This is a genomic window from Niastella koreensis GR20-10, assembly GCF_000246855.1.
Taxonomy (GTDB): domain Bacteria; phylum Bacteroidota; class Bacteroidia; order Chitinophagales; family Chitinophagaceae; genus Niastella; species Niastella koreensis.
Window position 1 is genome coordinate 2,685,018 of record NC_016609.1, and the last position, 24,682, is coordinate 2,709,699.

A 24,682-nucleotide genomic window follows, 5' to 3' on the forward strand; every position below is an offset into this window, starting at 1 on the left:
GTAACCTAAATTCTGTAAATAGAAACGTCCCTCCCCGACAAGTCAGGAAGGGACGTTTTTTTATACCTGGTTAATTATTTATTGAAGACGTCAGTGTATTCATACCACTCGTCTGCAGTATATGGATCTTTATACCAGATCTTTAACTCAGAACCAGTGACTGATTTTACAGTCACGGTGTCGGAATTATTCGTGTACTTAAAAATCAGGCTTGAACCGTCTACTTTAAAAGTAGAATTATCGGATTGGTTATTGAAGATCTGAATGCAGGAATCATTGCTCTTGAATTCGATTGTGGCGTAGCCGGCAGGAACTTTTGTGGTATCGAAGTGATCTTTACCAGAATAATGGTGATTTTCTATTTCGGAAGTAAAATTCCATTTTCCCAGTAACTGATCTCTGGTTGATTTCTTGTCATCATCTTTTTTACATGAAAACACTAATGCTGATAAAGCCAGTACTGATAATACAATTTTTTTCATTGTTGATCGGTTTGTTTACGATTTATAGAATTTGCTAGTACAAAAGGGTTTTATATATCTGCCCATAAGGAGATATAGCATATTGATCCCATTAAGGACCGTATAATGAATTGGTGATTTTCTATATGTTTGGCTGGAACCGCTGTGAGAACAATCGTAGATAACAGGACATGATATGCGAACAGGGGGCTGCGGACGTTTTCATGGATATCAGGTATATGATTCAGACGCTAAAATATAACATTCCCGGGGTACTTGCAAGTGGTTGGTGAAAATAAAAAAAGCTACAGGCGTTGCCGGTAGCTTCGTATTTCTTGAGCCTGTATCTTGTGTCCTGTGCCTAATTATTTCTCGCTTAATGCAACACTTACAGATACACGCGTATCGTCGTAAAACAGGTTCAGGGCTGTAGGTTTAGCGCCCGCAGGAATTTCATACGTCCAGCTTTCTTCTTTGCCGGTAGCTTCAGGTTGTGCGCGTATGTAATCGGTACCGGTTTTGCACACCAGGTTAGTGCCGTTGTCTAATGTAAGGCGGCTGTCAGCATAAGAAACCGAAAAGCTGGAGCCATCCTTAATAGTTTGTTTATTGGTAGCCTGAAGTTTTACTACCAGTTCAATGCCATTGTCTTTACCATCGGGATCGGTCATTGCTACTGCAGTAGCACCGGTGATCTTAACAAAGGCTTCTTTCTTTTTACCTAAAATAGCTGAATCGGGGGTGAATACCACTTTGTATTCTTTGGGCTGGTTGGCAGCTGGTTTGCTTTCAGCAGGTGTTGAAGATGGAGTTGAAGCAGCAGCGTTTTCGCTGGCGCCTTCTTTCTTGTCACCGCCTTTACAAGCCGATAAAACCAGAACAGAAGCAATAGTACCGAGGAGAATTACTCTTTTCATAATTAAATTAAAGGTTTAAGTAAGCCGAATTGAAAAAGCATGCAAATAAAACACATTTGAAAGGAAAGCCATATTATCTGTACAATAAATACCTACTTACCTTAGTTTTTGTAGCTGATCATATCGTTTTTTATTCACCTGGGTTATTGGTATCGGGTTTGGCATATTTGTTACAGGGGAGCTTGTTTTTTTTTGAAAGACAGTAATTATGTTGTTGCTATTAAGCATTGTTGTTTCTGTAATTGAGTATATCGAGAAGTATTTTTTGCAATAACGTATGCCAGAATGATCAAAGCGTTTAACCGGAACACTACCATCGAAGACCTTGTGAAGTCTCGTATTATTCTCACAGGCATTGGGGTTACTTTCTTTCAACTCATAATAATCTGGAACAAAATGCTTTGGATGGTATACATTTATAGTTCTCCTTCACATGCTGCAAATGCTCAAAACCGCGAACCGGGTAATTGGTAACCGGTAACTCCCTCCTCACCTTTTATTTACCCTGTTTTTCTGCTTATTGGCTGGCCCGGGGCTATACCGGGGCGGTACCGTCTCCGTGACGGCTCCTGAAAAGTCCCGTACTTGTGCCGTATATGTTTCGTACATGTCTCGTATATGACCCGTTCCTTTAAAGGAACGAAATATCTACGGATTATTATCTAAATATTTGTGTATCAACATGGTAACGTTGGTTGAACCGGCATAGTACAGGTATGGACCCGGGATACTGCCGGGGTAGCTAAAAAGGGAGCGATAAGTGATGGTTGAAAGAAGGCTGAAATATGCCTGCAAACAGTGAAAAATGACGAAGATCAATTAATGGAATGTATAACCTTTACGTCAATGCGAAGATACATATTTTTCGTAAATTACATATGAAGCGCAAAACACTCAAGGCTGAGCGCAGCACCTGCTATCCGGGTTTTCGCGTTCAGCATTCAGCGTTCGGCGTTAAGCATTCTTTAACCATTAAACTATCTCTCATGGCACGAATGAAACAACCATTTGACGTTACCGGAACAATCGGTAAGATCTCCATTTATAAAGTCAGGGGCTCTGATGAGCCGGTTGTGCGCACCAAGGGCGGCCCAACAAAAAGGATGGTGAAGACCAGGAAATCTTTTGCCGCTACCCGTAGAAACAATAGCGAATTTGGCGGCAGGGCCCGCATGACAAGTCAGGTAATGGAAATTCTCCGGTCCATGAAATACCTGGGCGATTACAATTTAGCCGGCCCGTTGAATTCCTTATTTATCCCCATACAGGCAATGGATATCGAAAGCGAGCATGGGCAACGCAATATAGAACTCACCAAAAATCCCGGCTTACTGGAAGGGTTCAACCTCAACCGCCGCACGCCTTTCAGTACGATAATTACGAACTCACCGGAATATACGTTGTCAAAAGAAACATTAACAGCCACTGTTACTTTTCCGGCACTGATACCAGGCGTAAACTTCTTTCCGGCAGGCAATTTCTCCTCATACAAGTTAATGGCCATATTGGGAGTTATTGAAAATGTGTTTTATCATCCCGGGGGATATGGGAATGCGGCGGGTAATCAGCACCTGGATGGCGATTATGTATTTAAATCAAGTGATTGGATCACTATAACTCCTCAAAGCCAGCCTATTGAATTGGAATGCAATTTCAGGCTGTCCCGCGAAGAATTACTAGAACAGAAAGGCAAGAACAACTACAGCTGTTTACTGGCTATTGGCATTGCCTTTGGTGCTATGGACCGCGGACAGGTAGAAATGGTTAAGTATGTTGGAGGTGGTAAAATATTGGCAATGGGTTGAACACAGAAATCACACTATAAACTTAATACATTCAATTATACTATGATTGTTCAATAACAATAATCGTATCCGGCCCCGTAATAGAAAGTTCTTCCGTAGAAACAGCTACGCCATTTTTCATTTTAGTGTATTTAACGGGCGTGTTGGCGCCCAGGAGTTTTACCTGTTTTACTTTCATTTTGGCATCGGGCAGAATAATCACATTGGCATCGGGCGCCTTGAATACATGCAGATAAATGAACTTACCTTTTTGGGTGGTTACGCCCCAGTCCTGCGGTTTAAGGGGGCCGCCGCGCGTGCCATAAATGCTTTCGCCATATTGTTGCAACCACTTCCCTGCCCCGGCCAGCGTATCGGTAAACTCAGCCTGGATTAACCCGGTAGGCATAGGCCCTACATTCAGCAGCAGGTTGGCATCGCGGCCAGCAGCGCCTACGAGCAGGCGTACTACCTGTTCTTCAGTCTTATACCGGCGGTCGGTGATGTTATAACCCCAGGCGCCATTGGTGGTTTCGCAGGTCTCCAATGGTAAAGCATCGGATGGTTTCTGAAAACTCAGGCCTGATCTGTTCTCACCGGGCAGGTCGCGTTCAAACATTTGAAAATCTTCGCCCGCAAATGGCGTCATATGGTGGTTATTGCCGATCATACATTGCGGTTGTAATTTATGAATCAGCTCATAGATCTCGTTGTACTTCCAGTCGATGCGCGAAGAACGATCGCTTTGGCCTTCGGGATTGGTTTGGTCCCAATGGCCATCGAACCAGATGCACATGATATCGCCATAATTCGTCAGCAGTTCTGTTAACTGGTTCTTCATGAACTGAAGGTAGGAGGCATAATCGCCTTTACCGGTTCTACCTGTACCCTGGCCCGTGCGACCGGTTTCCCAGGGATAATCGGAACGCGTCCAGTCGAGCAGGGAATAATACAGGCCCAATTTGATGCCCTGTTTGCGGCATTCCTCCGACAGCATTTTCAGCACATCCTTACCGTAGGGTGTATTGGTTATTTTCCAGTCGGAATATTTGGTATCCCAGTTGGAGAACCCATCGTGGTGACGGGTGATGAAAACAATGTATTTCATGCCGGCGTTTTTGGCGGTAGCCACCCATTGCGCGGCATTGAAATCAACGGGGTTGAAGGCCCGTAACAGGCGCGTATAATCAACTACTTTAATATTCCGGTTATTCATTACCCATTCGCCATCGGCCAGCATGCTTGATAAACCCCAGTGAATAAACATGCCAAATTTATCTGCCTGGTACTGCTGCCGCGCCTGCAGGTTTTGCGGCGTGGGCGTATATGTACCGGTACTGTTGTTGGCAGATTGGGAAAATACGCAGGTTGAAATAAGCAGTAAGCTGGCAATCGTGGTAGTCAGGTATTTCATGCCATGAAAATACGGGAAATCTGGTCACTTCCCTTGGGTATAGTTGGTTTGTCTGAACTAAATTGACATACTTTTGGTTTTTAAGATAGTTTATCGCTTAAAGCCGAAGTTCGCGAGTTTAAAAATAGAGGAATAATCACAATATGGAAATAGGAGTTAGCACATTTGTTGAATTAACGCCCGATGCCGCTACGGGCAAAAGTATTTCGCAACATCAGCGCATGAAGGACCTGATGGAAGAAGTGGAATTAATGGAACAGGTAGGACTGGATGTTTTTGCGGTTGGTGAACACCACCGGCCCGATTTCATTGCTTCCTCGCCTGCTGTTATCCTGGCTGCAGCGGCAGCCAAAACAAAGAAGATAAAATTGAGCAGTGCAGTAACTGTATTAAGCTCTGATGACCCTGTGAGGGTGTTCCAGGACTTTGCTACGGTTGACCTGTTGAGCGATGGCCGAGCCGAGGTAATGGCAGGACGGGGATCTTTTATTGAATCGTTCCCTTTGTTTGGTTACAACCTGAACGATTATGACGACCTGTTTGCCGAAAAGCTCGATCTGCTGGTAGAGTTGAATAAAAGCGAGAAAGTAAGCTGGAAAGGAAAATTCCGTCCGGCAATCAATAACCTGGGTATTTATCCCCGGCCCTATCAACCCGAATTGCCCATATGGGTAGCCGTGGGAGGAACGCCGCAGTCGGTAATGCGTGCCGCTTCGTATGGTTTGCCCCTGGCCATGGCCATCATTGGCGGCAGTCCCGATAATTTTACAGGACTGGCGCAGTTGTACCGGAACACGTATAAGAAGTCTGGCCATGATGAACAGAAGCTGCAGCTGGCGGTACATTCACATGGGTATATTGCCGAAACTTCACAACAGGCGGCGGATGAGTTTTATCCCTCTTACAATTATGTAATGACGCAGCTGGGGAAAGAACGTGGCTGGCAGCCCATGACCCGGCAGGCATTTGACCATATGCGCAGCAAAAAGGGAGCCTTGCTGGTAGGCAGTCCGCAGGAGGTTACTGAAAAGATCCTGTATGAACAGGAATTACTGGGTTTAACGCGGTTCCTGATGCATATCAGTGTAGGCACCATGCCGCATGATAAAGTTATGAAAGCGATTGAGCTATTGGGTACTAAAGTGGCCCCTGAAGTTCGTAAGTATACTAAGAAGTAAGTTTTTAGATTAAAGTTTTGGTTTAAAGTTCAAAGGTGGGTCTTTTAAAGACCTGCCTTTTGTTTTATTAAAGCTTATTATATCTTTGGATTAATATGAAACTACTCGCCTGCACCGGATTATTGATAGCTGCTTTTTGTACCGAAGCCTGTGCCAATAATCCTACTACAGCTACAGAACAACGCGTTCCGGTGAAAGATTCAGTGGTGGCGGCGCCTGCTGCGCGGCCCGATACTTTTGCGACTGGAAAGGTGATAGACGCTGTTGCCTGTGCCGCAGATGCGGGGCAAACCTATGCGGCTTATATTCCTTCAACCGGAAATAAAAAGGCCCTGCCGGTGATCTACTTTTTCGATTCCCATGGCAGCGGATCGCTGCCGCTGAATAAGTACAGGGCGCTGGCTGATAAATATGGCTTTTTATTAATTGGCAGCAATAATTCAAAGAACGGGAACGACTGGCAGGTCACTGAAGCCATCTGGCAGATCCTTGCTGACGATACAAAGAAACGTTTCAAAATTGATGCCCAACGGATATATACAGCCGGATTTTCCGGCGGCGCCAAAGTAGCCAGTTTTGAAGCATTGAACCATCCTGAAATAAAAGGTGTCATTGCCAATGGGGCTGGCCTTCCTGATGGTGCGGCTGTTGGTAACTATGCATTCAGCTTTACTGCCATTACCGGTGAAGGTGATATGAATATGACTGAACTGGTAGCCGTTTCAAAAGAATTTGATAAAACCAATACACGTCACCGCCTCCTGATCTTCAATGGCAAACATGAATGGGCGCCGGAAAAAACAATGGATGTGGCTTTTGCCGGTTTTCAATTTGATGCCATGCGTAATAAACTGTTGCCTGTTAACGCGGCATTCGTAAACTCCTTTGTTACGAACGGCAGGAAAACGGTTGATGCCTATACTAAAGAAAACAACCTGCTGAAAGCTGTGCAGCAATGTGTATTAGCCGGCGACCTGGTCAATGGCCTCAGTGCCGATGCTGCCTGGTTTACCAGTAAAGCAACGGCTTTATCTAACCAGGCTGCTTATAAAAAACAGGACCAGGAGCGGCAACAATTGCTGGAGAAAGAACAAAATATAAAAGCCCAGTACGCACAACAGCTTAACAATGGCGATATGGAGTACTGGAAAAAAGAGATCGCCGATCTGCAAGCAAAAGCAAAGGCCGCTACTGCCGAAGGCGCCATGTATCAACGGTTGCTGGCGTTTTTGTCGCTGGCGTTTTATTCATACAGCAACCAGTTGGTGGGCAATCACCGCGATGTGGGTGCCGAATATTATGTGAACCTGTATAAAATGGTTGATCCTGCCAATAGCGAAGCCTGGTATTTTTCTGCTATCCTGCATGCCCGGTCAAATGATATGGCTGCCGTTGAAACTGATTTGCTGAAAGCGGTGGAGTGTGGATTTAATGATAAGGCGAGAATGCATGGCCAGAATGATTTTGTGAACAGGGGGATTGATTTTGGTAAGATTGAGCGTGGGATGAAGTGAGGGAAGGGATTTTCAACATTCGATATTCGACGTTTGTAGGGGTTTCGATGATGATGTTCATAGTAATAGGTTTAATGGCAAAGGGCAAAAGGCAGAGGGCAGAAAAATAATGAATGAGAAATGGAAAACCCTGTCAACTTTTTCAACTCTATCAACCCATCTCTGCCGTCTGCCGTTTGCCGTTGTATTAAACAACCCAAATCTTCTTATCCCAGTTATACGCCCCTTCATGCTCGGCTTCTACATTGATGTAGTTTTCGGCAATGTCGGTGAGGATCTGGTCGGTGTCTTCTTCTTCGGCCAGTGTTTTGTCCAGCAGATCTGCTGCCCGTTCCAGGCCCAGCGTAACCGCCAGCGCCACCAGTCCGCCGTAGGAAGCTATTTCATAATGTTCTATTTTTTGTGAAGCAATAATCAGGGCCGCATCGCGGGTCATAGTGTGCTCTTCTGTTTCCCTGATAATATTCCTGCATTCGCGCAGCAATCCATCCATGGCTTCACATTTCTTGCCTTCGGGTTTTTGCCCTATCATATGAAATACCTTTTCGAGCCGTTTTACATGCCGTTCGGTTTGTTTCATATGGCTTTCTACTGCATCTTCCAGTTCCTCGGTAGTTGCCGCATTTTTTACTTCGGGCAATGCCTTCAGTAATTCCTGTTCGGCATAGTACATATCTTTCAACTGGTCAATAAAAAATTTCTGCAGAAAGGAGGGTTCTTCATTACCTTGTTGCAGGCTGCCCTTCTTTTTTGTATTGGGATCGGCTGTTTCCGGTGTCAACCCGTTTTTCTTTCCTGTATCTGTTGCGGTAGCCATAGCTCACCAATTTTTTTTGTTATGGAATAATCGTTAAAGAGGATAGAGTGATAGGCACTCTATCCTATGAATAACCCTATCTTTTAAACTGTTTTTACCTGGAGCTGCTTTTGCTGCGGCTTGAGCTGGAACGGTTCTTTCTTCCACTTGAGCCTGATCCGCTTTGTGAGCGGCTGCCGGAAGAAGAACGGTTGCTTTGGCTCCTGCCCTGGTTTTTATGTGAAGCTTCACCGCCCATACGTCCAATGCGGCTTACATCTTCTTTAGGCATGCTGGCGAAGCCACGGCGTGAGGTACCTGACCCGGAACTGCTTCTGCCCATGCCCCGGTTTCCCTGAGACCCTTGCGATCCCTGTGACCAGCCACCGCCATATTCATTTTCCTGCTGGTAGTTTTGCCGGCCACGGTTATAATTCTGTTCTGGATCATAATCGTGTTCATGTTCCTGTTCGTATTGGTTGCCCATGCCATACATGCGGCGATCCTGGTCGTGTTGCATACTGCCAAAACCACGGCGGGAATGTTCCTGCTGGTGTTGCCAGTCATTATAGCCTTCTTCGTCTTCATCAAAACCTTCCTCATCTCCTTCTTCACCATAACGCCCCTGACTTTGCATGCCGTAGTCATCTTCGTCTTCTTCTTCACGGCGATAATCTTCATCTATATCCTCATCGTCACCACCGCGATAACGTCCCTGCATGCGTCCATAGTTATTATAGTCATCATCATTTTCATCACCCTGTCCGTACCGGTTGCCATATTGGTTTCCCTGCTGGCCATAACCTCCTTGCTGGCCCCAGCCACCCTGCTGACCATATCCACCCTGCATGCCGCTGTGACCACCCTGGCTGCCACCCCAGCCGCCCTGATTGCCGTATCCTCCGTAACCACCTTGCTGATTGCCATACCTGCCCTGCTGACCATATTGTCCTTCATTGCCATAGCCACCGAAGCCGCCCTGCATGCCTCCAAATCCTTCATGCTGGCCCCAGTTGCCGCGTTGCTGATTACCATAATTGCCGCGCTGTCCGTAATTGCCCTGGTCATAATTGCCATATCCTCTTTGCTGACCATAATCACCTTTATATCTGTTCCTGTCATTTTGTTCGCGGTATCCATAATGGGTTTGCTGCCCACCCTGCCTACCGTAATTCTGATCCTGTCCATAACCTTCATATCCTCCTTGTGAACCATAACGTCCACGGTTTCCTTCATTTTGCCGGCGGCTAAAATCCTGCCGGCCCTGCCGTTCTCTTCTTTGCATAACAAAAGTGTTTAAACGTTAGATAATAGGTATTCTTATACCTGCAATTTTAGTGCTCACTCTGTGCGAGTGTTGCTGTTTTCTTTGTGTATCGTTTACGTAAATGCGTTATGCATCCAGTTGTGATCAGGTAATCCAAAAATGTTGACTATTAACAAGTGAATTATTAGAAACGCAGCAGTGTATAAACAAACGGTGTGAAGCAGTTTTATTACCGTTAGTAAAATAAAGCTATGTACATCAGATTGAATAAAAAAAATAAACCCCACAATTTTTATCCGGGATTTTCATGCAGAACTATTTCCTCAATATGACACCCCGCTTGTTGCTTTATTGCTGAAATTCCGGTGGCACGTGTTTTTTAGCAATAATGCAACTGTTTCTCAAAGGGGGTGGTTTTGTAAAACAAAGTTTGCTCCTGCATAAGGTAAGTAAACAGAAAAATGAAACCTGAGAACATACTCCGATAACCTGATCTGGATAATGCCAGCGAAGGGACGGGAAACTACAGGGACTCCGGTAAAACCGGAGTCTTTTTTTATTCAATGATGAAACCTTGTTCTCCCACCTGCATCCTGCTGAACTTTGAAAGGCCATATGCCTCCCTTTCTTTCTGGTCAAGCCATTCAATCAGTTTATGATGTACTTCAGTAAATGATCTCTTCTTTGTCCAGTCAAATACATGGTGTAATTGTTTATTTAAAGGTTCCCAGCGATGTGGTTCGCCATCCATGCTAATGATGAGGCTGGGTGTTTTAGTGGCGGCCGCAATATGTGATACGCCGGTACAATTGGCGATCAAGAGCCGGGCATGTTCTATTAAAGCAGCTACAACGCCTACACTCGTTTTACCTGCCAGGTTGGTAACCGGCTGGTCCATCAGCGCTTCCAGATATTCAGTTATATACGTTTCTTCGGGCGTGCCGGTTATTACCACCCTGTATCCATTTTTGGCGCAATGATCGGCGAGTGTTGCAAAATAAAATGGCGACCACCGGCGGTCGCTGCCTCTTGATCCCGGATGCACAACAATGTATTTTTCGCGGTGTACAAACGGAGCTACCTGTAACAAACCGGTTTCTTCCTGTTCTGTTATTGGAAACTCCAGCTGGGTGCCATAACCCTGAATTCCGAGGTGTTGCATCAATAACAAATGCCGGTTTATTTCATGTTCTTTTTCCGGGTATTCAATAAATGTTTCATCATTCATTCTGCAATCGAAACGGTGAAACCCTGCGAGTTGCCTGGGTTGTAACTGTTGCAGCATTTCATTTACAATTGTACCATTGCCCTGCATTTGAATAATGCAATCAAACTCCTCCTGCTGCATACGCGTAACAAACCCATCCCAGGCTTGTTGTGAAAAAGGCTGTTCGGGCAAACCGGGGTAACCGGGAAATACAATATGCCGGTCGATGTACTTATTAAATCGTTTTACAAAAGATTCCGCCCAGGGTAATCCTATCAAGGTGATCTCCGCCGTGGGAAATGCATGACGCAATGCGCGGAAGGCAGGCACGGCGCACAACATATCGCCCAGTTGCAGGGCCCTGAATAAAGCTATTTTTGGTTGTTCCTCATTAAATTGAATCATAGATATAGTGTCTTAAATTTTATAGCGCCGTAAAGGTTCCAGTAAATGGATAATACCGGGATGATGGCCGATGTACAGATCATCTCCAACACATGGTTAAAACTGCGGGGAGGTATTTCGTAGCCGTTTAAAGGCAAACCAACCGGTTAATACCGCCCAAATTGCCAAACAAAGCCACGTGAGCTGTACATTGCGGAATGCAAATACAAAGGCCAGTAACAACATACAGGCTATTAAATAATAATGCCGGGGTGTGCGGCCGATTTTGACCTTATCGTATAAGGTTGTATGCTTCTTATATAATAAGGCATTGAACATACTCTTTTTTTGTTCCCTGATGCTTACGCCCCAGGTGGCTGTGCGCACCGGGTGTTGAATGATGGCGCCGGGAACTTTTATTATAGGCACGTCTTTTTCACTCAGGTCAAATTCAAGTGCCGTGTCCTCCCGCCAGGCCATAGTAAATTCTTCATCGAGCCCGTTGGTGAGCAACAGGGCCTGGCGGCTGCAGGCGCAATTGGCGGTTACAAAACTTGCACGCTCCAATTGGGAAATATTCATTTCATAATCGGTGGGCATGCCCGACAAGGGTACCTGCACACAACCCGAAAAGGCAACAGGCGTATTTCTGTATGGTGTGTAGGCCAGCCAGTATTGTGCCAGGCATGCGGGTTGTGGCACACAATCGTCATCGGTAAAAACAATAAGCTCCCCCCGGGATTTTCGCCAGCCGGCATTGCGTGCGGCGGCCGGGCCTTTTTTTACGGGTAACGACAAACACGTCACGGTCACCCTGCCAAGGTAACTGTTGAGCCATCGTTTCATGAATTTAATGGTTTCTCTGTCGGGGCCATCGGTAACAATGATGATCTCGTAACTGGTTTCAATGGTTTGGTTGAGCAGGGCATTGAGGCAACGCTCCAGTAAAGTGGTGCGTTGCCAGGTTGCTATCACAACAGAAAGAGATGGTTTCATGCAGCGGCATTTTTTTCCAGTAAGAATGAGTTAATAACAAGCGCATCAAAGGGCGATGTGTAAAAACAGGCAATGGCATCCCTGGGCGTACACACAATGGGCTCGCCTCTTGTGTTAAACGACGTGTTGATGAGTACCGGCACACCGGTTAGTTTGTTAAACTCATGCAACAGATCATAATATAGTAAGTGTTGCTGCCGGTTTACGGTTTGAATGCGGGCGGTGCCATCCACATGCCGGACGGCTGGTATTTTGTCGGCCTTCTGCGGATTGATGTTGTACACAAACAACATACATCGAAGAAACGTTGTTCAAACGTGGCTCCTTTTTTGCGTGCAGGACCAAAGGCGTCTTCCGGTGAAAAATCGTCGATGGTATAACAACCGTTTTCACCCGGGTGAATGAAGGACCGGAATTTTTCCAGATATACCGGTTTACCATAGGAAGCCAGCGCCATTACCTTGTACTCGTCTGACGAATGCAGGAAGCCCAGATAAGTTGTCATTTTTTCGTACAACATACCTAATGAATGGGGCATACATACTTCACCAATTTTCTCAAGGCTGTTGCCATTGCCAACAAAATAGCTTGTGCTGGCCAGTTCGCCCCGGCCATCTAGTGTTAATACCGCCGCTTCTTTAAACGGGGATGGATAGAAAGCACTCGCTGCATGCGCGATATGATGTTCTACAAAATGCCATTTTCCGGGTTTTATAACCAGGCCGGCAAGCCGCTTTTGCAGGTGATGCGGATACCCATCGCGTAAATGCTGTGGAGCTTGTTGCATATATGAAAGGAACAGATCGTTCAGATTATTGGAAAATACGCCTGTTATTTTATTGTTATCACCTGATGAATCCTGTTGCTTTTGCAAGGCAGGATCGAATGAGTAAGCGATATGATCAACATCCTGCAGGGTAATACCTGCTTCCTGTAAACAATAATCTATTGCGTGAAAAGGTAATTCGTAAGCTGAAAACGGTATTGGCCGCTTTCCATGCTTGATGTGAGTGAACCGTTCGTCTTCTGCGGCGGCTATTAGCACTCCGTCTTTAATGAGTGCGGCCGCAGAGTCGTGAAAGGCTGCGTTAATTCCCAGCGTATACATGGTACCAGTATTTATTAGTTGAAATAATAAGAGTGATGAAAAGCGAATGCATCAAATATCTTACCCCGTTGACTAATCGGGATTGTTCACTCAATGTGTAGACTTAATGGTATATGATAAAATTGAAACGAACGAAGCGTTTCTCTTATTCCCCAGGATCATGCGGCACTCTTTTTATGCAAATGCTACTGTTCTGTATTAAAAGAGATTTAAATTATGACTTCAGTTCTAACTCAGCCGGAAAGATTAAAGATCTTTACCTGGCACATTCACGGCAGCTACCTGTATTATCTTTCTCAATGCAATTTTGATATTTACATTCCGGTAAACGATAGAAAGAACGAGGGCTATTATGGCCGCGGCAAAACATTCCTGTTTGGCGATAATGTAATAGAGGTTCCGGTTGGGCAGGTAAGAAACATGGAATTTGATTGTATCCTGTTTCAGTCGGAAAAGAATTTTCGCATCGATCAGTATGAAGTATTGTCAGCCGAGCAACGAAAATTGCCGGCTGTTTATCTGGAGCATAATGCTCCGGCTCCCTATGCAGTAGATTCCTCCCACCCTTTATATGATCCCCGGGTGGTGCTAGTGCATGTTACGCATTACAATAAATTGATGTGGAAGAACAATGTGCCGATGATCAAAGTAATTCAACATGGCATAACCGAGCCCTCCCACTCTTATACGGGCGAATTAAAGAAAGGGATCGTGGTGATCAATCATATCAAGGAGCGGGGCCGCATCACCGGCTGGGATATTTTTGAGCGGGTGCGGAATGAAGTGCCCATTGACCTGGCGGGCATGGGCACCGAACATTATGGAGGGCTGGGCGAAGTGCTGTTTCCCCGGTTAACTGCATTTACCACACGCTACCGGTTTTTATTTAATCCCATCCGGCATACCAGTTTTGGCTTATCGGTATGCGAGGCCATGATGGCGGGTATACCAGTGGTTTCACTGGCTACTACAGAATATGCCAACCTGCTGCATAATGGCGAATCGGCATTCATCAATACCAATGTGGATGCGCTGATTGCCGGGATGAAATTATTGTTAAGCGATCACTACCTGGCAGCAACGGTTGGCCAACATGGCCGGGCTGTTGCGCAGGAGCAATTTAATATGGCCCGGTTTGTTAAGGAATGGAACGAGGTGTTCCATTTTGCTATCAATGAAAAAATGATGACTGTATGAAGAACATAGCATTTATCAGTGAGCATGCTTCGCCCCTGGCGTTGCCGGGTGGTATAGACAATGGCGGACAAAATGTATATGTAGCCGAACTAAGCATGCAGCTGGCCCGTAAGGGATACCGCATAGATATTTTTACCAGAAGGGATAATATGGAAGTGCCGGACATTGTAGAATGGAAGCCGGGCGTTCGGGTGATCCATGTAACGGCGGGCCCACCCTGTTACCTGCCGAAAGAGCAATTGTTAAAATATATGCAGGAATTCACTTTTCATATGCTGTTCTTTATGAGTACGCAGGAACTGTATTATGAAATGATCCATGCACATTTTTTTATGTCGGCCCTGGTTGCGTCCAATATAAAAAAGGCAACCGGCATTCCGTATGTGGTCACTTTTCATGCATTGGGACTGGTGCGTCAGCTGCACCAGAAACAGCAGGATGGATTTCCACCCGAAAGAACGATGATTGAAAAACATATTGTGGCCGATGCGAATCTGGTGATAGCGGAATGTCCGCAGGATAAAGAAGACCTGATTGAACATTACGATGCCGACCCGGCACGTATTACTATTGTGCCCTGTGGGTTCAACCCACGGGAGTTTTACCCGATTGATAAATCGGTGGCAAGGGATTTTTTGCGGTTGCCGCAACACGATAAAATAGTTCTTCAGTTAGGGAGGATGGTGCCCAGGAAAGGGGTAGATAATGTGATAAGAGCAATAGGCATTGCTAAAAATTATACCCGTTGCAATGTAAAGTTACTGGTGGTGGGTGGTGAAAGTGATGTGCCTGATCCGGGGTTAACACCGGAGATCGGCCGGTTGCAACAGGTGGCTATTGAAAGCGGTGTGTATGACCTGGTTACTTTCACCGGCCGCAAGCCCCGCTCCATCCTGAAATATTATTATGCCGCAGCCGATGTGTTTATTTCCACTCCCTGGTATGAACCCTTTGGTATTACGCCCCTGGAAGCTATGGCCTGTGGCACCCCGGTTATTGGCAGCAATGTGGGTGGTATAAAATACAGTGTGGTACACGAGCATACGGGTTTCCTGGTGCCACCACACGAACCCGACCTGCTGGCAGATAAAATATGCGAGTTGTTGAATGATGCGCCACTGCATATTACTATGTGTAAGAATTCCATTAAACATGTACGCCGTGCATTCACCTGGCATAAAGTAGCAGGCGATGTGCACCAGGTATACAATAAAGCATTGAGCGATGTTCAAAAACAAACAAAGGTCCCATTTACAAAAAAGATCACCGATCAGGCGGCCCTGCTTCACATTATGAACCTGCTTCCGGTTTTTAAAAGCTCGGTAATATGAAAAAGGCTGTGTTTATTGATAAAGACGGTACGCTGATAAAAAATATTCCCTATAATATAAATACCAGGCTGATCACTTTTGAAGAACAGGTAATACCTGCGTTGCGGCTGTTACAGTCGAATGGGTACCAGTTGATCCTGGTAAGCAATCAATCCGGGATAGCCTTCGGTTATTTTACAGAGGAAGAGGTGAACCGGGTTTTCGGGTTTCTTACTACCCAATTGCTGTTGGAGGGCATACAGTTGAATGGTTTCTATTATTGCCCACATCATACAGAAGGAGTAAACCGTACTTATGCAAAAGCCTGTTATTGCCGCAAACCTTTACCGGGCCTGTTGTTGAATGCAGCCATGGAACTGGATATAGACCTGGAAAGTTCCTGGATGATCGGGGATATCCTGGACGATTGTGAGGCGGGTAACCGGGCGGGCTGCGCTACTATTTTATTAAATGTGGGCAATGAAACAGAATGGGTGTTGAATAATAACAGGCGCCCCAATTATGTATGCAGTAGCTGGAGTGAGGCTGCCGGCATTATAATTCAATATGCAAATGCAAAAGCCAGTGTGGAACACCTGTAAGAAGATCCTGTGTATACGAGCTGATAATATGGGTGACCTCATTATGACTACGCCGGCATTAAAGGCATTGAAAGAAACCTTTCATTGCCATATTACGGTGTTAACTTCTACCATGGCCCAAAGCATTACAGGCTATATCCCGGTAATTGATGAAGTGATTGTCCGTGACCTGCCCTGGATAAAATCAAATACGGCCACTGCCGGTACAGACCTGATTGAACTGGCGGCGCTGTTGCGCAGCTATCAGTTTGATGCCGCGATCATATTTACTGTATATAGTCAAAGTGCATTACCGGCGGCCCTGTTTACCATGATGGCCGGTATTCCGTTACGATTGGCCTACAGCCGCGAGAACCCTTACGACCTGCTTACGCACTGGCTGCCCGATAAAGAACCTTATAGTTTTGTGCAGCACCAGGTAAAACGCGATCTGGCGCTGGTGGCAGTTACCGGTGCATTTACCAATGACGACCGCCTGCTGCTTGTTGTTAGCGTGGAAGACAGGCAACGCATGCAAAACAAATTACAGCAGGCCTCCATCGATACTTCAACGGGCTACCTTCTTTTTCATCCCGGAGTAAGTGAAGAAAAAAGAAAATATCCGCTGCAACACTGGATCACGCTGGGACAACTGGTGCATGATACTGGTTTGCCCATTTTGCTAACCGGCACCACTAAAGAAAAGGAATTGACAAGCGCCATTGCTGCGGGTATTGGTGACAATGCGACAGATGTGGCCGGGCAGTTTACTACGGGAGAATTTATTGCCCTTACAGCCGGTGCAGCCGGTGTTGTGTCAGTGAATACGGCCACCATACATATTGCAGCAGCCTGTGAAACTCCGGTAGTGGTGTTGTATGCCCTTACCAATCCGCAACATACACCCTGGAAGGTAAGCGGCCAGGTATTCCCTTATGATGTACCGGAAAGTTTACAAAGTAAAAATGAAGTGATCGGCTATGTACGTGATAACCGGATGATGAAGCAACCGGCGCTCCCCCGGCCTGCTGTTATTGCGCAGGCGCTGGAATCATTATTGCAGCAAGAGAAGGGTGATGCATACATAGCACCTGATACCCTGATACTGTAATTACTAACAGTTTGAAAATTGTATGATATGGTATGGCGGCCTGAAGCTACATTAACGGAGAAACAAATACAACGGGGCATGAACCTCGTAATTGGCGATGGACTGGCTTCTGAAGCCATGACCACCTTTACGAGCGGCACCTTCCTTACGGCCATGGTGCTTTTACTGAATGCCAATAATTTTCAGATTGGATTGCTGGCCGGGTTGCCTACTATTACCAACGTATTTCAGTTGTTGAGTGTATGGCTGGTGCGCCGGTTTAACAACAGGCGCGCTGTTACGGTGATCTGTTCTTTTCTGGCAAGAACCCCGTTGTTGATAATTGGGTTGCTGATCCTTATATCTAAAACCATTCCGGTTGAATCGGTGATCTTTATCCTGTTCTTTCATTATTTTTTTGGGTCGGTGGCTGGTCCCTGCTGGAATGCCTGGATGAAGGACCTGGTGCCTGAGCGGTCACTGGGCGATTATTTTTCGCGCCGTACCAGTTATACCCAGGGGTTGAATATTGTATTGGGATTGCTGACCGCCTTTATTGTTGATTATACCAAACACCACCGGGTTACGGAAGAGTTGAATGTGTATGCGGGTTTGTTTATTGCCGGCGGCATTGCAGGCATGATCAGCGCTGCCTGTTTATCGGCCACGCCCGAACCATTGGGCATAAGAACGCAGGGCAATATTGTAAACATCCTGCAACGTCCGTTACGCGACCAGAACTTCCGGCACCTGCTGCTCTTTAATTCGGCCTGGGTATTTGCCACCAATATAGCTACACCCTTCTTTGTTGTATTTATGATGAAGCGGATGGGGCTTTCCATTACGTATATTATCGGGTTCAACATCATCAGCCAGCTTTGCAGTATTTTAACCGTTCGCATGTGGGGACGGTTTGCAGATACCTACAGCAATAAAACCATTATCGCCCTTGCGGCGCCTTTGTATATCCTTACGCTGGTGGGCTGGTGTTATGTGGGCATCTATACCCGCGAATACATGAACCTGTTATTGTTGCTGGTATTGCATGCAGGCATGGGCATAGCCAATGCCGGTATTAACCTTTCGCTCACCAACATCAGTTTAAAACTTTCCCCTTCGGAAGAATCTGTTGTTTATCTCTCCACCAAAAATATCATCACGGCGCTTTTCTCCTTTATTGCCCCGTTGGTAGGCGGTTACCTGGCCGATTATTTCAGCAACCGTTCGGTTTTGATAGATGCGCAGTACCATAGCCCGCATTTTCAAAAAGTAATTCATTTGTTCGAGTTGCATGAGTTTAAATTCCTGTTCCTGATAGCTGCTGGTTTGTCCTTTATTGCCGTTGAGTTGCTGGTACAGGTAAAAGAAACCGGCGAAGTGGAAAAAGACCTGGTGAAGAAAATGATCCGCAGTAATATTAAAAGCAATCTTAAGGAATACTTTGTGATCGGCCAGCTGATAGATCTGCACGATGCGTTCAGGAATTTGATTCGCAAGAGGCTGCCTGGGAAAAGACAGCGTTCGTAGTTTTAAGTTATCAGGCATTCCTGGTTATTCGGCTACTTCAACAAAACGGTACTCATCGTCGTCTTCTTCCCGTTTGTCGTCCAGGTTAATTGACATATTCAATGCCTTTAACCGGGACATCATGTCTTCGCTCATAAAATGATGACGCAGGTTCAGGTGTTGCAGGTTGCGAATGGCTGTACTGTCGCACAATGCTTCGCCGCCTTTATCGGTTAATACTCCTTTGGAAAGGTCCAGTACTTTCAACTGGTTTACAACGGGCGCCTGTGCCGCTGCGAGGGCAAGTTCATCCTGCAGCTCACTGTCCATGAGGCCGAGGTGCGTTAATTGCGGGAATTGTTTGCCTGATAAAATGGGTGTAAAATCTTCTATTTTGGAAGCAAAGCCATAGTTGTTTGAACCGAGCCACAGTTCCAGCTTTTGCAGTTTGGGCAAACGGGCTGCATTCACTTCCTGAACTACATTGGGCGGCAAGCCGCCGGTTTCTATAATAAGGGTGGTGAGATTGTCGTGTTGCAGATCGCTGAATGATAATCCTTCGCCGCCCCTGAGCTGCAAATGTTCCAGCTCCGGATAGGCTTTTAACACAGGGGTGATATCGGTTTGCCTGATCCAGGAAATTTCGCATTCTTCATAGGTCATTTCACCGATGAATAAGGCTTTCAAACTTTTCAGATCGTGTTTTAGGGAAACGAGTTTATCAACTACTTCAAAACTCGATTCCGATACATCGCTATCGAACTGGCCAATGATCAGTTCTTTTATATTGGCGGCCTGCGGGTCGCGCACCAATGCTTCCAGCAGGTCGCTGATGGTTACCCCTTCATCGTCGTAATGTACGCTCAGTCTGTAAACGTATTTTTCCGGCTCAATCACCGTGGGCGGCAGAAAATCCTGTACAGGTTTATTAAGAAAGGTTTGTAAATGTGCGCTCACCATAAGGATATGTTTCCGTAAAAATAAGCGATTTGGTGATTGAGCCGGAGTATACGTTATTGTGCAATGACAATAATATTTGATGCCCCACCCTAGCCTATTTTTTCTGCTTTATAACCTGCCTGCTGCAGTTTTTGGATCACTTCATTTTCTTTTGCTGCATCACTGGTTTTTACCGTCAGGATCTTATTGGGATCCTGCGTATCAACCTGCCAGTTGTTTTCGCCTACTGCTTCATTTAAATAAGGCGTTACGGTGGCCACGCAGCCACTGCATTTGATCGTTGTTTTGAATTTTACTGTTTCCATGCTGTTGTATTTATATTTTACTTGTTTTTAATCGCAAACTGTTTGTTACTACCGATACGGAGCTTAAAGCCATTGCCGCGCCGGCGATCATGGGGTTTAACAGGAACCCGTTGACCGCATACAATACCCCGGCTGCCAATGGAATGCCGATGAGGTTATAAATAAATGCCCAGAACAGGTTCTGCCTGATGGTGCGCACCGTTTTGCGGGAAAGCAACAAGGCTTTGGGGATCGATTGCAGATCGGAAGAAATAAGCGTCATGGTGGCTACATCCATGGCAATATCCGATCCCCTGCCCATGGCAATGCTTACATCGGCCTGGGCCAATGCCTGCGAGTCATTGATACCATCACCTACCATGGCCACTACCCTGTTTTGCGCCTGTAAGTTTTTCACAAAGTCTGCTTTATCCGTTGGCAGCACACCGGCTTTGAAATTTTTAATACCTGCTTCTGCAGCAATGGCTGCGGCTGTTTGTTCATTGTCGCCCGTGAGCATGTATACATTGATCCCTCTTGCCTGCAATTGCTGAACAGCCTTAGCGGAAGTGGATTTTATTTTATCGGCAATGGCAATGATGGCCAGTACCTTTTGAGCATCGGCAAAATAAATGACGGTACGGGCCTGTTGTTGCAGGCGGTCTGCCTGTTGCAGTAAGGTTTTATCGATGGTGAGGCGGTGCTCATCGATCAGTTGTTTGTTGCCCACGTAATACCGGTTGCTGCTCACTATACCGGTTACTCCCCGTGCGGTAATACTTTCAAAACCGGTAATGGCGCCTGCCTGTACGCCTTCCTGTTTTAAGGTATGCAGCACCGCTTCGGCCAGGGGATGTTCTGATTGTACTTCCAGGCTATACAGCGCTTGTTTTAAGATGGCATTGTTTTCTTTACCGGCCAGCCAGTTCATTTGTGTTACTACTGGTTTACCTTCAGTGATAGTGCCGGTTTTATCCAGGATCACCGTATCAACTTTATAAGCCAGTTCCAGGCTTTCGGCATCTTTAATAAGAATGTTGTTCTCGGCGCCTTTGCCAATACCTACCATAACGGCGGTGGGTGTGGCCAGGCCCAACGCACAGGGACAGGCAATTACCAGCACGGTTACGGAAGTTAACAAGGCATTGGTGAAGGCATTATCGCCACCGGCTATCATCCATACAATGAAGGTGAGTACCGAAATACCTATTACCACCGGTACAAAAATGCCGGCAATTTTATCTACCAGTTTTTGAACCGGCGCTTTACTGCCCTGCGCTTCCTGTACCATTTTAATTATATGAGCCAGCAGTGTATCGTTCCCTACCTTTTGCGCCAGAAACTGAAAGCTGCCTTTCTGGTTCACGGTGCCCGCAAATACCTTGCTGTCTTTTTCTTTCTGAACCGGTACAGGTTCGCCGGTGATCATGCTTTCATCAACAAAGGAGGAACCGGTGCTTACCAATCCATCCACCGGTATTTTTTCACCGGGACGAACCAATATAAGGTGGCCGGGCAATACATCGGCAGCAGGCAGCTCCTGTTCTTTGCCGTCTATTAATACACGCACTGTTTTGGGCTGTAAACCCATCAGTTTTTTAATGGCGGTAGCCGTATTGTGTTTGGCTCTTTCTTCCAGTAATTTACCCAGGGAAATAAAGGCAATGATCACAGCCGCCGCTTCATAATATACATGCGGGTGAATGCCCCTTGCATGCCAGAAACCGGGCGCCAGTGTATTAAAGGCGCTGAATAAAAAAGCAATCCCGGTGCTTAGCGCCACCAGCGTATCCATATTGGCCTTGCCATGGCGGGCCTGTTTCCAGGCATTTATAAAGAACGAACGGCCAAACCAGCCTATAACCGGCAGCGTTAGGGCCATGGAAATGTAATTGCCATAGGGCATATTCATAAAGAACATGCCAATGATAACCACGGGCAATGATAATACCGATGCCCAGATGGTGCGTTGTTTTAATTCATTGTAATGGTCCTGCTGCGCGGCTTCCTGGATCTGCTGGCTGTTTGCTTCATCGATAACCAGGTCGTAGCCAATGGAACGGACGGTTTGTTGTAGTGTGGCGGGCGTAGCAATGGCCGGGTCGTACTGCACCCAGGCGCTTTGATTGGCGAAATTCACCCCTGCATCTGTTACCCCGGCCGCCGATTTCAGCATCGATTCAACGCTTACTGCACACGCGGCGCAGGTCATTTCCAGCACGGGGAAGGTTTTCTTTATGGTACTCATATGGGAGTTCTTTGTACAAAGGTCCCACTAAGTAATTAGGGCATTGTTATAACATTATGCTGGAGGTTTATATAATTTGAAGTTGACCAGTTGACGAGTTAACCAGTTGATCAGGAAGAAGCAGGTTGACAGAGTTGATAGAGTTGAAATAGTTGATAGAGGTTGAAACGTTGACAGGTTAACAAGTTGACAGGTTGACTAGTTAATAGGTTGAATTTTTATCGCAAGGCTCGATTGCCGTTTTCACCACTGCCTACTGCCCACTGCCTTTCGTGTTTGCCTTCTGCCGTTTGCCAATTCTCAATTCATTAAGGCTATACCTTATCAAGGGGCTTCCGGGTATTATCCTTCAGCTCCCTGAACTGCGACGGCGTCATGCCCGTTTCTTTCTTGAACTGCTGGGAAAGGTGTTGAACGCTGCTGTATTCCATTTGGTCGGCGATCTCGCTCAGGCTTAGTTCATTATAGGTAAGCAATTCCTTTACGCGTTCTATGCGTTGGCGGATGGTGTATTTCTCAATGGTAATGCCTTCGGTGGAAGAAAACAGGTTGGATAAATAATGATAATCCAGTTGCAATTTTTCTTCCAACAAAGCGGAGAGTTTTTTGTTATTGCCTTCTTCGTTGCGATGAACAAGGGCAATTATGATATTCTTAACTTTCTCTACCAGCTTTTCTTTTTTATCGTCGAGCAGTTCAAACCCAATGGCCGTTAAGCTGGTGTTTAATTGATCGAGTTGAGCGGATGTGGGTTCATTTTCCAGTTCCACTTCTCCTAAATTCACCCGGGTATAGGGGATGCCGGCCTTTTGCAATTGTTCCTTTATTACCAGGATACAGCGGTCGCATACCATATTTTTTATATAGAGTTGCATCCTGCAAAGATACGCTTCCTTTTTTTCAATAATTTAGAGTTACACAATTGTATGGTATGAATGATGAAAGACGGAATGCCTTTATAAACGCGGCTACCTTTTATGGTTCGCCGGATGAAGCTGAACAAATGCTGGCTGCCCATCCCGAAATCGCTACCAGTGACATACATACGGCTGCCATTACCGGAAATGTGGAACTGGTGCGTGAGTGGCTGGCGGAAAACCCGGCAAATGCTACCGCGGTTTCGGAACCATATGGCGGTACGGCGCTGGTGTATCTGTGTCTTTCCAAATACCTGCGATTGCATAAAGAAAAAAGCGATGATTTTATCAGGACTGCTACGGCCTTACTCGATGCCGGTGCGGATGCCAATGCGGGGTTTATGACGGCTGCACCCTATGTTGAATATATAACGCCTTTATATGGCGCCGCCGGGCTGGCGCACCATACTGCATTGACCAAACTGTTGCTCGACCGTGGCGCCGAGCCTAACGATATTGAAGCTGTTTATCATTCGCCCGAAACCTGGGACAACGGGGCCATGGCATTACTGGTAGAAACCGGTAAGCTTACCAGGGAGAACCTGTCGATGATGCTGATAAGGAAAATTGACTGGCACGATGAGCAGGGCCTGGTATACCTTTTAACTCATGGCGCGGATGCCAATGGGGAAAGAAAGCGCGGCTGGCATGCGCTGCATCATGCCTTAAAGCGCGCCAATGGATTGCCGGTATTTGAACATTTACTCAATGCTGGCGCCGATCCGAATTTATCGAGCAATGGAATTACGGCCATTACCATGGCCGGTTGCGAAGGCCGGGGGGATGTATTGAAGTTATTTGCGCAACGCGGAATAAGTACCACGCAGCAAGGCGTTTTTCAATTGATAGCCGCCTGCGCGCTGGACGATGGCGATGCGGTAGAAAAACTGGCCGCACAGTCGCCGGCAATTGTTGCGCAAATAAAAGACATGGGTGGTGAACTGCTGGCCCGCTTTAGTGTTTGCGGTAATGCTGCGGGGATAAAGCATCTGTTGAGCCTGGGCATTCCCGCCAATGAACCTTACCGCAACGGCGATGGGTATTATGAAATACCAACCGGAAGCCTGGCCATTCATGTAGCTGCCTATCGTGGTTATCCGGCTGTAGTTAAAACCCTCATCGCTGCAGGTTCACCCGTTGATGTGGCCGATAAAAACGGACGAACACCGCTGGCCCTGGCCATCAAAGCCTGTGTGGATTCTTACTGGATGGTACGGCGTTCGCCCGATTCGGTTAAAGCATTACTGGATGCAGGAGCTTCTGTTAATAATATTCCTTTTCCTTGTGGATATAGTGAAGTAGATGTTTTGATTGCTGCTAAACGTTAAAAACAATAAGGTAAAAGCCTAAAGGCCAAAGCTAAAAGCGAATACAGCTGTTTGTTTTGCTTTCAGCTTCAGGCCTTCAGCTTTCAGCCAGCACAAGACTAAAATTATTTTCCTATCTTTGTACTCTTCTTCATTTATCCAGATTTAATGTAGTAGATAATTTCTTTCAGGATTGACATAGTAACAGCTGCCGCAACGGGCACTGTTTTATTTGTTTAACTATTGAAGAAAGAAA

Annotated in this window: 22 protein-coding genes; 9 read left to right on the forward strand and 13 right to left on the reverse strand. The window is 46.1% G+C overall.

Annotated elements, in window-relative coordinates; translation table 11 throughout:
* Positions 1 to 74 precede the first annotated feature (74 nt).
* Both NIAKO_RS10930 and NIAKO_RS10935 read right to left on the reverse strand, forming a co-directional pair.
* A complete protein-coding gene (locus NIAKO_RS10930) occupies positions 75 to 482 on the reverse strand; it encodes a lipocalin family protein (RefSeq protein WP_014218486.1) in 408 nt (135 codons plus the stop codon).
* Positions 483 to 826: 344 nt separating this feature from the next.
* On the reverse strand, positions 827 to 1,378 hold the full coding sequence (locus NIAKO_RS10935) for a hypothetical protein (RefSeq protein WP_014218487.1): 552 nt from the start codon (positions 1,376 to 1,378) through the stop codon (positions 827 to 829).
* A 986-nt stretch (positions 1,379 to 2,364) separates the two neighbouring features.
* Between NIAKO_RS10935 and NIAKO_RS10945 the strand changes: the two genes are divergently transcribed.
* Positions 2,365 to 3,183 (forward strand): hypothetical protein, encoded by an 819-nt coding sequence (locus NIAKO_RS10945; protein WP_133055252.1) that lies wholly within the window; start codon positions 2,365 to 2,367, stop codon positions 3,181 to 3,183.
* Between the two features lie 40 nt (positions 3,184 to 3,223).
* Here NIAKO_RS10945 and NIAKO_RS10950 read toward each other — a convergent pair whose 3' ends face one another.
* Positions 3,224 to 4,576 (reverse strand): alpha-L-fucosidase, encoded by a 1,353-nt coding sequence (locus tag NIAKO_RS10950; RefSeq protein WP_014218490.1) that lies wholly within the window; start codon positions 4,574 to 4,576, stop codon positions 3,224 to 3,226.
* 143 nt (positions 4,577 to 4,719) lie between these two features.
* Here NIAKO_RS10950 and NIAKO_RS10955 point away from each other — a divergent pair, with 143 nt between their 5' ends.
* Complete coding sequence (locus tag NIAKO_RS10955; RefSeq protein WP_014218491.1) at positions 4,720 to 5,754, forward strand: LLM class flavin-dependent oxidoreductase; 1,035 nt, start codon at positions 4,720 to 4,722, stop codon at positions 5,752 to 5,754.
* Between the two features lie 95 nt (positions 5,755 to 5,849).
* Positions 5,850 to 7,268: an alpha/beta hydrolase family protein gene (locus tag NIAKO_RS10960; RefSeq protein WP_014218492.1), complete on the forward strand. Its 1,419-nt coding sequence runs from the start codon at positions 5,850 to 5,852 to the stop codon at positions 7,266 to 7,268.
* Between the two features lie 187 nt (positions 7,269 to 7,455).
* Here NIAKO_RS10960 and NIAKO_RS10965 read toward each other — a convergent pair whose 3' ends face one another.
* The 6 genes from NIAKO_RS10965 to NIAKO_RS10985 all read right to left on the reverse strand — a co-directional run bounded on the left by NIAKO_RS10965 (position 7,456) and on the right by NIAKO_RS10985 (position 13,026).
* On the reverse strand, positions 7,456 to 8,085 hold the full coding sequence (locus tag NIAKO_RS10965) for a YciE/YciF ferroxidase family protein (RefSeq protein ID WP_014218493.1): 630 nt from the start codon (positions 8,083 to 8,085) through the stop codon (positions 7,456 to 7,458).
* Between the two features lie 94 nt (positions 8,086 to 8,179).
* Positions 8,180 to 9,349, reverse strand: coding sequence for a KGG domain-containing protein (locus NIAKO_RS36610; RefSeq protein WP_014218494.1), 1,170 nt, complete (start codon positions 9,347 to 9,349; stop codon positions 8,180 to 8,182).
* A 538-nt stretch (positions 9,350 to 9,887) separates the two neighbouring features.
* Positions 9,888 to 10,943 carry a glycosyltransferase family 9 protein gene (locus NIAKO_RS10975; RefSeq protein ID WP_014218495.1) on the reverse strand — a complete coding sequence of 352 codons (1,056 nt, stop codon included), beginning with the start codon at positions 10,941 to 10,943 and terminating at the stop codon, positions 9,888 to 9,890.
* A gap of 96 nt (positions 10,944 to 11,039) precedes the next feature.
* On the reverse strand, positions 11,040 to 11,918 hold the full coding sequence (locus NIAKO_RS10980) for a glycosyltransferase family 2 protein (RefSeq protein ID WP_049815502.1): 879 nt from the start codon (positions 11,916 to 11,918) through the stop codon (positions 11,040 to 11,042).
* Positions 11,915 to 12,211 (reverse strand): carbamoyltransferase C-terminal domain-containing protein, encoded by a 297-nt coding sequence (locus NIAKO_RS39305; RefSeq protein WP_317043736.1) that lies wholly within the window; start codon positions 12,209 to 12,211, stop codon positions 11,915 to 11,917. Before NIAKO_RS39305 ends, NIAKO_RS10980 begins: the two co-directional genes overlap by 4 nt.
* Positions 12,121 to 13,026 (reverse strand): carbamoyltransferase N-terminal domain-containing protein, encoded by a 906-nt coding sequence (locus NIAKO_RS10985; RefSeq protein ID WP_049815504.1) that lies wholly within the window; start codon positions 13,024 to 13,026, stop codon positions 12,121 to 12,123. Before NIAKO_RS10985 ends, NIAKO_RS39305 begins: the two co-directional genes overlap by 91 nt.
* Positions 13,027 to 13,242: 216 nt before the next feature.
* Between NIAKO_RS10985 and NIAKO_RS10990 the strand changes: the two genes are divergently transcribed.
* The 5 genes from NIAKO_RS10990 to NIAKO_RS11010 are packed head-to-tail and all read left to right on the forward strand — an operon-like array spanning position 13,243 to position 18,731.
* Positions 13,243 to 14,223: a glycosyltransferase gene (locus tag NIAKO_RS10990; RefSeq protein ID WP_014218496.1), complete on the forward strand. Its 981-nt coding sequence runs from the start codon at positions 13,243 to 13,245 to the stop codon at positions 14,221 to 14,223.
* Positions 14,220 to 15,554 carry a glycosyltransferase family 4 protein gene (locus NIAKO_RS10995; protein WP_014218497.1) on the forward strand — a complete coding sequence of 445 codons (1,335 nt, stop codon included), beginning with the start codon at positions 14,220 to 14,222 and terminating at the stop codon, positions 15,552 to 15,554. Before NIAKO_RS10990 ends, NIAKO_RS10995 begins: the two co-directional genes overlap by 4 nt.
* On the forward strand, positions 15,551 to 16,135 hold the full coding sequence (locus tag NIAKO_RS11000; RefSeq protein ID WP_014218498.1) for a D-glycero-alpha-D-manno-heptose-1,7-bisphosphate 7-phosphatase: 585 nt from the start codon (positions 15,551 to 15,553) through the stop codon (positions 16,133 to 16,135). Before NIAKO_RS10995 ends, NIAKO_RS11000 begins: the two co-directional genes overlap by 4 nt.
* Positions 16,107 to 17,225, forward strand: a complete 1,119-nt coding sequence (locus NIAKO_RS11005) for a glycosyltransferase family 9 protein (RefSeq protein WP_014218499.1) — start codon at positions 16,107 to 16,109, stop codon at positions 17,223 to 17,225. Before NIAKO_RS11000 ends, NIAKO_RS11005 begins: the two co-directional genes overlap by 29 nt.
* A 27-nt stretch (positions 17,226 to 17,252) precedes the next feature.
* Entirely contained in the window at positions 17,253 to 18,731 is a 1,479-nt protein-coding gene (locus NIAKO_RS11010; RefSeq protein ID WP_014218500.1) for an MFS transporter, read from the forward strand.
* Positions 18,732 to 18,755: 24 nt separating this feature from the next.
* On the opposite strand, the gene NIAKO_RS11015 is transcribed toward NIAKO_RS11010, so the two are convergent.
* The 4 genes from NIAKO_RS11015 to NIAKO_RS11030 all read right to left on the reverse strand — a co-directional run bounded on the left by NIAKO_RS11015 (position 18,756) and on the right by NIAKO_RS11030 (position 23,077).
* Positions 18,756 to 19,670 (reverse strand): STM4015 family protein, encoded by a 915-nt coding sequence (locus NIAKO_RS11015; RefSeq protein ID WP_014218501.1) that lies wholly within the window; start codon positions 19,668 to 19,670, stop codon positions 18,756 to 18,758.
* A gap of 89 nt (positions 19,671 to 19,759) precedes the next feature.
* Positions 19,760 to 19,975 (reverse strand): heavy-metal-associated domain-containing protein, encoded by a 216-nt coding sequence (locus NIAKO_RS11020; RefSeq protein WP_014218502.1) that lies wholly within the window; start codon positions 19,973 to 19,975, stop codon positions 19,760 to 19,762.
* Between the two features lie 10 nt (positions 19,976 to 19,985).
* Positions 19,986 to 22,202 (reverse strand): heavy metal translocating P-type ATPase, encoded by a 2,217-nt coding sequence (locus NIAKO_RS11025; protein ID WP_014218503.1) that lies wholly within the window; start codon positions 22,200 to 22,202, stop codon positions 19,986 to 19,988.
* A gap of 314 nt (positions 22,203 to 22,516) precedes the next feature.
* Positions 22,517 to 23,077, reverse strand: a complete 561-nt coding sequence (locus tag NIAKO_RS11030) for a helix-turn-helix domain-containing protein (protein ID WP_014218504.1) — start codon at positions 23,075 to 23,077, stop codon at positions 22,517 to 22,519.
* A 56-nt stretch (positions 23,078 to 23,133) separates the two neighbouring features.
* Here NIAKO_RS11030 and NIAKO_RS11035 point away from each other — a divergent pair, with 56 nt between their 5' ends.
* On the forward strand, positions 23,134 to 24,447 hold the full coding sequence (locus NIAKO_RS11035) for an ankyrin repeat domain-containing protein (RefSeq protein ID WP_014218505.1): 1,314 nt from the start codon (positions 23,134 to 23,136) through the stop codon (positions 24,445 to 24,447).
* Positions 24,448 to 24,682 lie beyond the last annotated feature (235 nt).

Bases quoted from the DNA above. Each gene is read 5' to 3' on its own strand.
- NIAKO_RS10945 (WP_133055252.1), top strand. From the start codon at position 2,365: ATGGCACGAATGAAACAACCATTTGACGTTACCGGAACAATCGGTAAG.
- NIAKO_RS11020 (WP_014218502.1), bottom strand. From the start codon at position 19,975: ATGGAAACAGTAAAATTCAAAACAACGATCAAATGCAGTGGCTGCGTG.
- NIAKO_RS10960 (WP_014218492.1), top strand. From the start codon at position 5,850: ATGAAACTACTCGCCTGCACCGGATTATTGATAGCTGCTTTTTGTACC.
- NIAKO_RS11000 (WP_014218498.1), top strand. From the start codon at position 15,551: ATGAAAAAGGCTGTGTTTATTGATAAAGACGGTACGCTGATAAAAAAT.
- NIAKO_RS11005 (WP_014218499.1), top strand. From the start codon at position 16,107: ATGCAAAAGCCAGTGTGGAACACCTGTAAGAAGATCCTGTGTATACGA.
- NIAKO_RS10985 (WP_049815504.1), bottom strand. From the start codon at position 13,026: ATGTATACGCTGGGAATTAACGCAGCCTTTCACGACTCTGCGGCCGCA.
- NIAKO_RS39305 (WP_317043736.1), bottom strand. From the start codon at position 12,211: ATGTTGTTTGTGTACAACATCAATCCGCAGAAGGCCGACAAAATACCA.
- NIAKO_RS10995 (WP_014218497.1), top strand. From the start codon at position 14,220: ATGAAGAACATAGCATTTATCAGTGAGCATGCTTCGCCCCTGGCGTTG.
- NIAKO_RS10935 (WP_014218487.1), bottom strand. From the start codon at position 1,378: ATGAAAAGAGTAATTCTCCTCGGTACTATTGCTTCTGTTCTGGTTTTA.
- NIAKO_RS11030 (WP_014218504.1), bottom strand. From the start codon at position 23,077: ATGCAACTCTATATAAAAAATATGGTATGCGACCGCTGTATCCTGGTA.
- NIAKO_RS10965 (WP_014218493.1), bottom strand. From the start codon at position 8,085: ATGGCTACCGCAACAGATACAGGAAAGAAAAACGGGTTGACACCGGAA.
- NIAKO_RS11010 (WP_014218500.1), top strand. From the start codon at position 17,253: ATGGTATGGCGGCCTGAAGCTACATTAACGGAGAAACAAATACAACGG.
- NIAKO_RS11025 (WP_014218503.1), bottom strand. From the start codon at position 22,202: ATGAGTACCATAAAGAAAACCTTCCCCGTGCTGGAAATGACCTGCGCC.
- NIAKO_RS10980 (WP_049815502.1), bottom strand. From the start codon at position 11,918: ATGAAACCATCTCTTTCTGTTGTGATAGCAACCTGGCAACGCACCACT.
- NIAKO_RS11035 (WP_014218505.1), top strand. From the start codon at position 23,134: ATGAATGATGAAAGACGGAATGCCTTTATAAACGCGGCTACCTTTTAT.
- NIAKO_RS11015 (WP_014218501.1), bottom strand. From the start codon at position 19,670: ATGGTGAGCGCACATTTACAAACCTTTCTTAATAAACCTGTACAGGAT.
- NIAKO_RS10955 (WP_014218491.1), top strand. From the start codon at position 4,720: ATGGAAATAGGAGTTAGCACATTTGTTGAATTAACGCCCGATGCCGCT.
- NIAKO_RS10990 (WP_014218496.1), top strand. From the start codon at position 13,243: ATGACTTCAGTTCTAACTCAGCCGGAAAGATTAAAGATCTTTACCTGG.
- NIAKO_RS10975 (WP_014218495.1), bottom strand. From the start codon at position 10,943: ATGATTCAATTTAATGAGGAACAACCAAAAATAGCTTTATTCAGGGCC.
- NIAKO_RS36610 (WP_014218494.1), bottom strand. From the start codon at position 9,349: ATGCAAAGAAGAGAACGGCAGGGCCGGCAGGATTTTAGCCGCCGGCAA.
- NIAKO_RS10930 (WP_014218486.1), bottom strand. From the start codon at position 482: ATGAAAAAAATTGTATTATCAGTACTGGCTTTATCAGCATTAGTGTTT.
- NIAKO_RS10950 (WP_014218490.1), bottom strand. From the start codon at position 4,576: ATGAAATACCTGACTACCACGATTGCCAGCTTACTGCTTATTTCAACC.